Source organism: Jatrophihabitans sp. (genome assembly GCF_035474675.1).
GTDB lineage: Bacteria > Actinomycetota > Actinomycetes > Mycobacteriales > Jatrophihabitantaceae > Jatrophihabitans_A.
Map to the genome: position 1 here is coordinate 25,414 of NZ_DATINC010000023.1, position 10,636 is coordinate 36,049.

The following is a 10,636-nucleotide window of genomic DNA, read 5'->3' on the forward strand; positions in this document are numbered from 1 at the left end:
TTTTGTCTGCTTAACAAACGCCTAACGCAGGGAATCTGATGAGACGAGTAATTGCCGCAGCGTCCGCCGCCGTCCTGGGTGGTGCGCTGCTGACCGTGATCGCCCCCGCCGGCCCGGCCGGAGCCGCGACGCTGTCGGTGCCCAGCAAGTACCGCACCATCAGCGCCGCCATCGCCGCCGCGCACAACGGCGACACCATCTCGGTCTCGCCGGGCACGTACCGGGAGAACATCACCATCGTGGGCAAGCGGATCACCATCCGCTCGGTGTCCGGCCCCGCGTCCACGGTGATCGCCGGCAACCCCGGCCGCACGCCGGTGATGATCCAGAACATCCCGGCCGGCACCATGACCCTGCAGGGCTTCCGGATCGTGTCCGGCTCCGCGCCCAGCGGTCAGGGCGGCGGCATCACCATCGCCAACTACGCCAGCCCCACCATCCGTAACAACGAGATCGCGTCCAACCGGTCCAACGACGGCGCCGGCATCCTGGTCTACAACCACTCGAACCCGACCATCATCGGAAACAGCATCCACAACAACATCGCCGCCCGGTTCGGTGGCGGGGTGTTCGCGGTGATGTTCTCCAGCCCCAAGATCACCGGCAACACCATCACCGCCAACCGCGGCTACGGCGGCGGCGGCATCTACCTCGAGAACGACGTCTCGCGGCCGAGCTACCGCTCGGCCCCCAGCGTGATCAGCAACACCATCACCAACAACGTGGCCAGCCAGGCCGGCGGCGGGGTGATGCTGCGCACCGGCGTGAACGCGGTGATCGCGCACAACACCATCACCGGCAACTCCGCGCCCTACGGCGGCGGCATCCACGTCGAGACCACCGGCAGCACGCCCAGCATCAGCTCCAACAGCATCACCGGCAACTCCGCGCTGACCTCGGCGTCCCAGCCGGGCAGCGGCAGCGGCGGCGGCATCGCGGTGTTCGGCCACTCCCGGCCGGCCATTGCGCACAACAGCATCATCGGCAACCGGACCACCCGCTTCGGCGGCGGCATCGTGCTGGCCGAGGGCTCGGTCTCCAGGCTCGACGGCAACAACATCGCCAAGAACACCGTCCTCGACACCGGCTCCGGCCCGGGCGGCGGCGGCATCTACCTGGCCAACTCCGAGGCGACCATCCAGAACAACGCACTGCGGCAGAACTCCGCCCCGCTCGGTGGCGGCGTGGCCTTCGTCGGCACCGGATCGCTGGTGCTGGTGAACAACACCGTCGTCTCCAACGCCTCCCGGGCCGGCAGCGCCGCCTCCGGCGGTGGGCTGTTCGTGTCCAACCACACCTCGGGCAAGGCCTCGGTCGTCAACAACATCTTCACGGCCAACAACAACTTCCAGATCTTCGAGATGGGTGCCTTCGCCACCTACTCCAACAACCTCATCACCAACAGCGGAAACGGGATGTTCTACAGCTTCCCGGCGCACACCATCACCGACATCCGCAACTTCAACGGCAATGCGAAGATCCGTTACGCGGGTGGCAACGTCAGCGGCAGCCCGGCCTTCGTGGACGCATCGGCCTTCAACTACCGGCTGACCAGAGGGTCGGCAGCGATCGACGCCGGCCGGTCGGCAGGCGCTCCGACAACCGACATCATGAGCGTGCACCGGCCGCAGGGGCTGCGTCCGGACATCGGCGCGTTCGAGTTCATTGCCTGACAGCACCCCTGATCAGGCACGACGACTCCCGGTCCCGGTGGGGCCGGGAGTCGTCGTCTGTGTGGTTCCGGTACGCCCAGCCCCTGACTTTCGTCCATGATCACAAGCTGAATCTTCAAAACTTAACGGCGGTGCCTCTTGTGCCGGCCGCCGGCTGCGGGGCACGGTAGGACGTGGCGGGGAGGAGTCCTACCGTGATCGCATACCGATTACCGCTACGCATCACCGTGCTGGCCGTCGCTGCCGTAGTGGCTGCCGCACTCGTCAACGCCGGCCGGGCCCGATACGCCACCGCCACCAGCGCGGTCCCGCGTCCGGACCACGTCGTGGTGGTGGTGATGGAAAACCATTCCAACTCCGATGTGATCGGCAATTCCGCGGCGCCGTATATCAATTCCCTCGCCGCGGCCGGCGCGAACTTCACCCAGTCCTACGCCATCACCCATCCCAGCGAACCCAACTACCTGGCGCTGTTCTCCGGCTCCACCCAGGGCGTGACCGACGACTCCTGCCCGCACACCTTCTCCACCGCCAACCTCGGCGCGGAGCTGATCGCGAATTCGCTGTCCTTCACGGGGTACTCCGAGTCAATGCCCTACGACGGCTACACCGGCTGCAGCAGCGGCACCTATGCCCGCAAGCACAATCCCTGGGTCAACTTCACCAACGTCCCGGCATCGTCGAACCGGACGTTGGATGCGTTTCCCTCCGACTACAGCCAGTTGCCCACGATCTCGTTCGTGGTGCCGAACCTGGACAACGACATGCACGACGGCACGGTGGCGCAGGGTGACACCTGGCTGCACGACCATCTCGACGGCTACGTCCAGTGGGCGATGACGCACAACAGCCTGCTGGTACTGACCTTCGACGAGGACGACAACAGCTCCGGCAACCGGATTCCCACGGTGTTCTCAGGCGCTTCGGTGCAGGCCGGCAACTACTCCGAGCGGATCGACCACTACACCGTGCTGCGCACCCTGGAGGACGCCTACGACCTGCCGTACGCGGGAGCCAGCGCCAGCGCCACCCCGATCACCGACATCTGGAGCACCAGCGGCGGCACGCCGGTTCCGACACCCACCACTCCCGTTCCGACACCCACCACTCCCGTTCCGACCCCCACCACTCCCGTTCCGACTCCCAGCACGTCCAGTCCCGCTCCTCCCCCGATACCCGAGTGCGTGCCGGCGCAGCTGATCGTCAACTCCGGCTTCGAGTCCGGCATCGCCGCCCCGTGGACCGGCAGCACCGAGGTCGTGGTGCACGAGACCGACGCCGAACCGGCCGCCGGCGGCAGCTGGATGGCCTGGCTCGGCGGCCCGGGTGGCACCCAGACCGACACGCTCAGCCAGGCGGTCGGCATTCCGGCCGGGTGCCAGACGGCCACCCTCAGCTTCCGGCTGCACATCGACACGGCCGAGCGCAAGCCCGCCGACACCGACACGCTGACCGTGACGCTGCGCTCGCCGACCGGCGCGGTGCTGGCCACCCTGGGCAGCTACTCCAACCTCGACGCCGCCGCCGGGTACCAGCTGCACACCTTCGACCTGTCGGACTACGCCGGCACCCTGCTGACGGTGACGTTCAGCGCGAGCGAGAACTCCCACCGGCAGACGAACTTCCTGCTGGACCGCGTCCTGCTCAACGTCAGCTGAGGACCGTCCGGGCGCGGGCGCTCGAGTAGGCTCGCAGTCAGCGGCGGCTGAACGCGCAGCCAGATCGCCCCATCGCAAGGGGTCGAGCATGCAGCGTCCGTCCGGCAGTGCGGCCAGCTTCACCTCACCAGTCGGCGCCCGCGAGGAGCCGGAGATCGAGGAGGCTTTCGACCGGCTGGTGGACGAGGGGGACGCCCGGCTGTCCCGGCCGCTGCTGCCGTTGCTGGCGACCGGCTTCCTGGGCGGCGTGGACGTCGGGGTGGGGGTGCTGGCCTACCTGGTGGTCCGCCACCACACCGGCAACCCGCTGCTCGGCGCGCTGGCCTTCACCATCGGCTTCGTGGCGCTGCTGATGGCACGCAGCGAGCTGTTCACCGAGAACTTCCTGGTGCCGGTGATCGCGGTGGTGGCCAAGCGCGGCTCGGTCGCCGAACTCGCCCGGCTGTGGCTGGTGACCCTGGCGATGAACCTGGCCGGCGGTTTCGTGCTGGCCGGCATGGTGGTGGCGGCCCTCCCCGACATCCGGCCGACCGCGATCGAGGCCGGCCGGCACTACGCCGAGCTGGGGATGTCCTGGCGGTCGTTCTTCCTGGCGGTGCTGGCCGGCACCGTGATCACGCTGCTCACCCGGATGCAGCACGCCAGCGACGACATGGGGGTCAAGATCGTCCCGGCGGTGCTGATGTCGTTCGTGCTGGTCGGCGCCGAGCTGTTCCACTCGGTGCTCGACTCGATCCTGATGTTCTCGGGCCTGCTCAGCGGGGATGCCGGCTACGGCTGGCTGGACTGGCTCGGCGCGCTGGCCTGGTCCGCGTTCGGGAACCTGGTGGGCGGGCTGGTGCTGGTCACCTCGATCCGGCTGCTGCGGGTGCCGCACCGGGTGGCCGAGGAACGCCACGACAACAGCTGAACCCGCCGGACGGAAAAGCCGGGCCGGACGGAAAGCCGGGCTCGGCAGGGCGGTCAGGCCGGCCGGTGCAGCGGGGTGACCGACGGGCCGTCGGCCGGGGTTGCGTCTGCTGCGGGGTGCTCCACCACGGCGATCACCCGGCCGCTCATGAATCGGGCGGTACGGACCGGGGTGCCGCCGCGGGTCACCTCGGTGACCTCGACCAGGCCGCGGCCGTGGCTGACCTCGACCCGCCGGCCGGCCCGGGTGGCGGTGATGGTGTAGGTCCGGCTGCCCTCGCCGGTGTCCAGAACGATCTCGACGCTGTCGCCTCTCATACCTTCCCAACCCTCTCCGAGCCCCCAGTATTCCTGGCCTGCAGGCCGTTCGGAAGAGTTTTGGGCAGCCCGCCGGACAGGCCCGCCACCGTACGCGGAGTCCTAGGATGGGGCCATGCAGGCCAGTGAGCAGCTCCCCGACCGCCCCGCCCTGCTGACCGTCGACGACGACCCGAGCGTGTCCCGCTCTGTGGCCCGTGACCTGCGGCGCAAGTACGGTGGCAGCCACCGGATCGTGCGAGCCGAGTCCGGCGCCCAGGCGCTGGAAGCGCTGCGGGAGCTGAAGCTGCGCGGCGACCTGGTCGCGGTGATCCTGGCCGACTACCGGATGCCGAACATGAGCGGCATCGAGTTCCTGGAACAGGCGATGGACCTCTACCCCTCGGCCCGCCGGGTACTGCTGACCGCCTACGCCGACACCAACGCAGCGATCGACGCCATCAACGTGGTCGACCTCGACCACTACCTGCTCAAGCCGTGGGACCCGCCGGAGGAGAAGCTCTACCCGGTGATCGACGCGCTGCTGGAGGCCTGGTCGGCGGCCGACCACCGGCCGGTTCCCGAGACTAAGGTCGTCGGGCACCGGTGGTCGGCGCGCTCGGCCGAGGTCCGGGAGTTCCTCGCCCGTAACCAGGTGCCCTACCGCTTCTACCTCTCCGAGGAGCCGGAGGGCAGCCGGTTGCTGGCCGCGGCCGGTGCCGACGATCGGCGGCTGCCGGTGGTGGTCACCGAGGACGGGGCCGCGCTGGTCGAGCCGACCGACGCCGAGCTCGCCGAGCGGGTCGGGCTGAGCACCACGCCGACCGGGGGCTTCTACGACCTGATCGTGATCGGTGGCGGCCCGGCGGGACTGGGTGCGGCGGTGTACGGCGCGTCCGAGGGGCTGCGGACGGTGCTGGTGGAGCGGACCGCCACCGGCGGCCAGGCCGGCCAGAGCAGCAGAATCGAGAACTATCTGGGATTTCCGGACGGGGTGTCGGGCGGCCAGTTGACCGAGCGGGCCAGGCGGCAGGCTGTCCGGTTCGGCGCGGAACTGCTCACCACCCGCGACGTGGTGGGCCTGGAGGTCACCGGATCGGCCCGCCGGGTGCGGTTCTCCGACGGCACCAGTCTGGACGCGCACACCGTGATCCTGGCGACCGGCGTCTCCTACCGGCAGCTGCAGGGCCCCGGCCTGGCCGAGTTCACCGGCCGCGGGGTGTTCTACGGTTCGGCCCTCACCGAGGCCGCCAACTGCGCCGCCCAGGACGTCTACCTGGTGGGCGGCGCGAACTCGGCCGGCCAGGCCGCAGTCTTCCTCTCCCGGCAGGCCAGGTCGGTGACCATCCTGGTGCGCGGCAACTCGATCGAGTCGTCGATGTCGTACTACCTCGTGCAGCAGTTGGCCGGCATCGACAACATCGCGGTGCGCACCTGCACCGAGATCGCGGCTGCACACGGCACCGACCACCTGCAGGGGCTGACGCTGCGCGACACCGTCACGGGCGCTACCGAGCAGGTCGAGACCCAGTGGCTGTTCGCCTTCATCGGAGCGCAGCCGCGCACCCAGTGGCTGGAGGGCGTGGTGGTGCGCGACCCGCTCGGTTTCGTGGTCGCCGGGCCGGATCTGCTGGTCGAGGGCCAGCTGCCCGGGCAGTGGCCGATGCAGCGGCCGCCCTACCACCTGGAGACCAGCGTCCCGGGCGTCTTCGTCGCCGGCGACGCCCGTGCCGACTCGGCCAAGCGAGTGGCCTCGGCCGTCGGCGAGGGCGCGATGGCGGTCATGCTCGTACACCGATACCTGGAGAAGCTATGACCCGATCCGAGCCGGCGGCTCGCCCGTCCCTGCCGTGCGGGCCGGACGAGCTGCGCAGCCTGTTCCTGTTCGCCAAGCTCAGCCAGGAGCAGTTGAACTGGTTGTGCGAGCACGGCCGGGTGGAGCACTTCGACACCGGGCCGGTGTACACCGAAGGCGACCCGGCCAGCTGCTTCTTCGTCCTGATGGAGGGCTCACTGGTGATCTCGCGCCGGATCGGCAGCGAGGACGTCGAGGTCAACCGCACCTCCGAGCGCGGCGTGTATGCCGGTGCCTGGCGCGCCTACCTCGGCGACCGGGTGCCGCAGCGCTACGACAGCTCGCTGCGGGTGCTGGCGCCGTCGCGCTTCTTCGTGCTGGACGCCGACAGGTTCGCCCAGCTCATCCAGGAATGGTTCCCGATGGCGCTGCACCTGCTGGAGGGGCTGTTCTTCGGCATCCAGAATGTCCAGCAGGCGGTGGGCCAACGCGAGCGGCTGCTGGCGCTGGGGGCGCTGTCGGCCGGCCTCACCCACGAGCTGAACAACCCGGCCGCCGCGGCCGTCCGGGCCACCTCGTCGCTGCGGGACCGGGTCGCCGGCATGCGTCGCAAGCTAGGCACGATCGCCGCCGGCCCGTATGACCGGCTGGCCCTGGAGACGCTGATCCGGATCCAGGAGGACGCCGTCGAACACGTGTCCAAGGCACCGGCGCTGTCGCCGATGCAGGCGGCCGACCGCGAGGACGAGCTCGCGGACTGGCTCGACGAGCACGGCATCGCCGACGGCTGGGAGCTGGCCCCGACATTCGTGCAGGCGGGGCTGGACGTCGACTGGCTGGCGACCGTCACCGACGCGCTGGACCCGGGCATCCGCGAGGGTGCGCTGCGATGGCTGAACTACACGCTCGAGACCGAGCTGCTGATGAACGAGATCGAGGACTCCACCACCCGGGTCTCGACCCTGGTGGCCGCGGCCAAGCAGTACTCGCAGATGGACCGGGCGCCGCACTCGACAGTCGACGTGCACGAGCTGCTGGACAGCACCCTGCTGATGATGGGACGCAAGTTCGGCAAGTCGATCACGCTGGTGAAGGACTACGACCGGTCGCTGCCGGCCATCCCGGCCTATGCCGCCGAACTCAACCAGGTCTGGACGAATCTGATCGACAACGCGGTGGCGGCGATGCCCGACGGCGGCACGCTGAGCATCCGCACCGGGCTGGTAGGCGACCGGTTGCTGGTCGAGATCGCCGACACCGGCAGCGGGATCGCGCCCGAGGTCCAGGGCCGGATCTTCGAGCCGTTCTTCACCACCAAGGCGTTCGGCGAGGGCACCGGCCTGGGCTTGGACATCTCCTGGCGGATCGTGGTGAACAAGCACCGCGGCGACCTGCGGGTCGAGTCCCGGCCGGGCGACACCCGCTTCCAGGTGCTGCTGCCGCTCGCCAGCCCTCCCCCAGAGTCCTAGTCGGGGCCGTAGCTGTCGTGACCCCGCGGGCCCGCTCGGCGGGTCAGCCGCGGCCGTTGCGGCGCTCGGCCAGCAGCCGGCGGGCTTGGGCTAGCGCCGGTGCCGGATCCCGCCAGCGCCCGATGCTGTGCACCGCCCCGACGCCGGCACCCAGCGCGCCGGCCAGGTCCCGGACCAGCCCGCCGCGACGCTCCCGGACCGCCCGACGCAGGTCACCCTCCCACCAGGAGTACCGGACGCCGGCGGCAGCGGTGACCGGCGCCGCCGCGCGCCCGGTGGCCAGTGCCGCCCACACCGCGGGCAGGTTCGCCCCGGCGGCAACGGCCAGCGCCAGCGAGCCGTAGTAGCGGCCGTTCAGATCGATCAGCCGGGGGCTGCCGTCGGCCGGCACCAGGAACTGCAGCTCGGCCAGGCCGAACCAGCCCAGCGCGGCGAGCAGTGCCGCGGCCCGCCCGGCGAGCTCCGGTGGCACCGGCACGCTGACCGCCCGGCAGCTGGCCCCGGCACCCGGCGGCCAGATCCGCGACGCTTCCTGCATGGACTCCGCAACCACCCGGCCGTCCGCGCCGACCACTGCGGCGTAGGCGGTCAGCCGGCCCTCCAGGTACTCCTGCACCTCGGCCTCGCCGCCGAGCGCGGCGATCTGGCCCACTCGGCGGCGGGTGGCGGTGGCGCCGACCACCACGTTGGTGTCGATGCGGGGCGGCGCCCCGGCCTGCCCGGGCCGGGCGTGCAGCCGCGCCTTCACCACCACCGGCAGCGCCTCGTCGGTCAGCGCGCCGGGTTCCAGCGTCCGGGGCACCGCGAAGCCGGCCGCCACCGCGGCCTCGGCCAGCCGGGCCTTGTCCAGGGCGGCCAGCACGCTGCGGTGCTCGGCGTGCGGCACCACTGCGGGCACGGCGTGCCGGTACTCGGACAGGGTCAGCACCTCGGCCTCGCCGGCGCCGAAGACCACCTCGTAGCCGCCCTCGGCCACCGCCCGGGCCACCGCGGCCAGGAACGCCGGCTGGTCGGCGTGGGCAGCCGGCACCCGGTGCCGGCGGGCGCAGGACCGGGACGCCGCGGCCAGGCCGCGCCCGTCCGGCGTGCCCACCCCGACCCACCAGCCGGCCTGGGCCAGCGCCCGGACGGCGGCCAGCGCACCCCGGCTGTAGCCCTGCTCGACCACCAGTGCCCGCATCGGCCGCTCCGTATGCTTCTCGCCCGCGGCAGCGGCTACTCCTGGGGTCGAGGGCCGCACCGCGCCGCGCCTGCCACCCTAGCCAGCCGGTCCTTACCCGGGCAGCGCGGACGGATTGCCCGGCCGGATCACCGTGTTAATATGGGTACGCGCCGCTGGTATGGCGCGGTCCAGGTCGAGAGGCGCTGCGACGGATACCATCCGCCACGCTCGACCCGCGATCACCTGAAGGGCGCCTCCGACGAGGAGGTGCCCTTACTTGTTACGTACTCCTCGCCGCGTATCCACCCGTCCGGGCCGCCCCGCCGGCACGGGCGTTGGCCAGTCCCCCACCGATCTCCGAGAGGAACCATGAGCACACGACTGCAGCACGTCAACGGAATGGACTTCGCGATCGCCGACATCTCGCTCGCGGAGTACGGCCGCCACCAGATGAAGCTGGCCGAGCACGAGATGCCCGGCCTGATGGCCATCCGCCGCGAGTACGCCGAGGCCCAGCCGCTGCGCGGCGCCCGGATCGCGGGCTCGCTGCACATGACCATCCAGACCGCGGTGCTCATCGAGACCCTGGTCGCGCTCGGCGCCGAGGTGCGCTGGGTGTCCTGCAACATCTTCTCCACCCAGGACGAGGCCGCGGCCGCCGTCGTGGTCGGCCCGAACGGCACCCCGGAGCAGCCCACCGGCACGCCGGTCTTCGCCTGGAAGGGCGAGACGCTGGCCGAGTACTGGTGGTGCACCGACCAGCTGTTCGACTTCGGCAACGGGCTCGGCCCGAACATGCTGGTCGACGACGGCGGCGACGCCACCCTGCTGGTGCACAAGGGCGTCGAGTACGAGGCTGCCGGCGCGGTGCCGCAGCCGTCGGAGGACGACCACGAGGAGCTGCAGCAGATCCTCAAGACCCTGACCGAGAGCATGGCCCGCGACAAGCAGCGCTTCACCCGGGTGGCGGCCGAGATCAAGGGCGTCACCGAGGAGACCACCAACGGCGTCAAGCGGCTCTACAAGCTCGCCAAGGACGGCCAGCTGCTGTTCCCGGCGATCAACGTCAACGACTCGGTCACCAAGTCCAAGTTCGACAACAAGTACGGCATCCGGCACTCCCTCGTCGACGGCATCAACCGGGCCACCGACGTGATGCTGGCCGGCAAGCTCGCCGTGGTCTGCGGCTACGGCGACGTCGGCAAGGGCGCGGTGGAGTCGCTGCGCGGCCAGGGCGCCCGCGTCGTGGTCACCGAGATCGACCCGATCTGCGCGCTGCAGGCGGCCATGGACGGCCTGCAGGTCGTCCGGGTGGAGGACGTGGTGTCCGAGGCCGACATCTTCATCACCACCACCGGCGGCCGCGACATCATCATGGTCGAGCACATGGCCCGGATGAAGCACAACGCGATCGTCGGCAACGTCGGCCACTTCGACACCGAGATCGACATGGCGGGCCTGGCCAAGGTGGCGGGCATCGTCAAGAAGGAGGTCAAGCCGCAGGTTCACGAGTGGACCTTCCCGGACGGCCACGCGATCATCGTGCTGTCCGAGGGCCGGCTGCTCAACCTGGGCAACGCCACCGGTCACCCGAGCTTCGTGATGTCGAACTCGTTCACCAACCAGACCATGGCGCAGATCGAGCTCTACACCAAGCAGGGCGAGTACGACAA

General features: G+C 70.3%; 7 protein-coding genes and 1 pseudogene. 6 read left to right on the forward strand and 2 right to left on the reverse strand.

Going from position 1 to position 10,636, the window contains the following annotated elements; translation table 11 throughout:
• Positions 1 to 38 precede the first annotated feature (38 nt).
• The 3 genes and pseudogenes from VLJ82_RS02210 (at position 39) to VLJ82_RS02220 (ending at position 4,241) form a co-directional block, all read left to right on the forward strand.
• Entirely contained in the window at positions 39 to 1,673 is a 1,635-nt protein-coding gene (locus tag VLJ82_RS02210; RefSeq protein ID WP_408661685.1) for a right-handed parallel beta-helix repeat-containing protein, read from the forward strand.
• 227 nt (positions 1,674 to 1,900) lie between these two features.
• Positions 1,901 to 2,722 (forward strand): annotated as a pseudogene (locus VLJ82_RS02215) (alkaline phosphatase family protein); the annotation flags it as partial.
• Positions 2,723 to 3,419: 697 nt separating this feature from the next.
• Positions 3,420 to 4,241, forward strand: a complete 822-nt coding sequence (locus VLJ82_RS02220) for a formate/nitrite transporter family protein (protein ID WP_408661686.1) — start codon at positions 3,420 to 3,422, stop codon at positions 4,239 to 4,241.
• A gap of 53 nt (positions 4,242 to 4,294) precedes the next feature.
• On the opposite strand, the gene VLJ82_RS02225 is transcribed toward VLJ82_RS02220, so the two are convergent.
• Positions 4,295 to 4,558 (reverse strand): hypothetical protein, encoded by a 264-nt coding sequence (locus VLJ82_RS02225; RefSeq protein WP_408661687.1) that lies wholly within the window; start codon positions 4,556 to 4,558, stop codon positions 4,295 to 4,297.
• Positions 4,559 to 4,673: 115 nt separating this feature from the next.
• Between VLJ82_RS02225 and VLJ82_RS02230 the strand changes: the two genes are divergently transcribed.
• On the forward strand, positions 4,674 to 6,353 hold the full coding sequence (locus VLJ82_RS02230) for an FAD-dependent oxidoreductase (RefSeq protein WP_408661688.1): 1,680 nt from the start codon (positions 4,674 to 4,676) through the stop codon (positions 6,351 to 6,353).
• The gene (locus VLJ82_RS02235) at positions 6,350 to 7,801 is read left to right on the forward strand and encodes an ATP-binding protein (RefSeq protein WP_408661689.1); all 1,452 of its coding nucleotides are present in this window, start codon (positions 6,350 to 6,352) and stop codon (positions 7,799 to 7,801) included. Before VLJ82_RS02230 ends, VLJ82_RS02235 begins: the two co-directional genes overlap by 4 nt.
• A gap of 43 nt (positions 7,802 to 7,844) precedes the next feature.
• Here the strand turns inward: VLJ82_RS02235 and VLJ82_RS02240 are convergent, their stop codons facing one another.
• Complete coding sequence (locus VLJ82_RS02240) at positions 7,845 to 8,981, reverse strand: ATP-grasp domain-containing protein (protein ID WP_408661690.1); 1,137 nt, start codon at positions 8,979 to 8,981, stop codon at positions 7,845 to 7,847.
• 351 nt (positions 8,982 to 9,332) lie between these two features.
• Here VLJ82_RS02240 and ahcY point away from each other — a divergent pair.
• A partial coding sequence (gene ahcY / locus VLJ82_RS02245) for an adenosylhomocysteinase (protein WP_408661691.1) occupies positions 9,333 to 10,636 on the forward strand: 1,304 nt, incomplete at its 3' end.

What these genes read in the sequence shown, in the direction of transcription:
- VLJ82_RS02210 (WP_408661685.1), top strand. Translation starts at nt 39, where the DNA reads ATGAGACGAGTAATTGCCGCAGCGTCCGCCGCCGTCCTGGGTGGTGCG.
- VLJ82_RS02220 (WP_408661686.1), top strand. Translation starts at nt 3,420, where the DNA reads ATGCAGCGTCCGTCCGGCAGTGCGGCCAGCTTCACCTCACCAGTCGGC.
- VLJ82_RS02225 (WP_408661687.1), bottom strand. Translation starts at nt 4,558, where the DNA reads ATGAGAGGCGACAGCGTCGAGATCGTTCTGGACACCGGCGAGGGCAGC.
- VLJ82_RS02230 (WP_408661688.1), top strand. Translation starts at nt 4,674, where the DNA reads ATGCAGGCCAGTGAGCAGCTCCCCGACCGCCCCGCCCTGCTGACCGTC.
- VLJ82_RS02235 (WP_408661689.1), top strand. Translation starts at nt 6,350, where the DNA reads ATGACCCGATCCGAGCCGGCGGCTCGCCCGTCCCTGCCGTGCGGGCCG.
- VLJ82_RS02240 (WP_408661690.1), bottom strand. Translation starts at nt 8,981, where the DNA reads ATGCGGGCACTGGTGGTCGAGCAGGGCTACAGCCGGGGTGCGCTGGCC.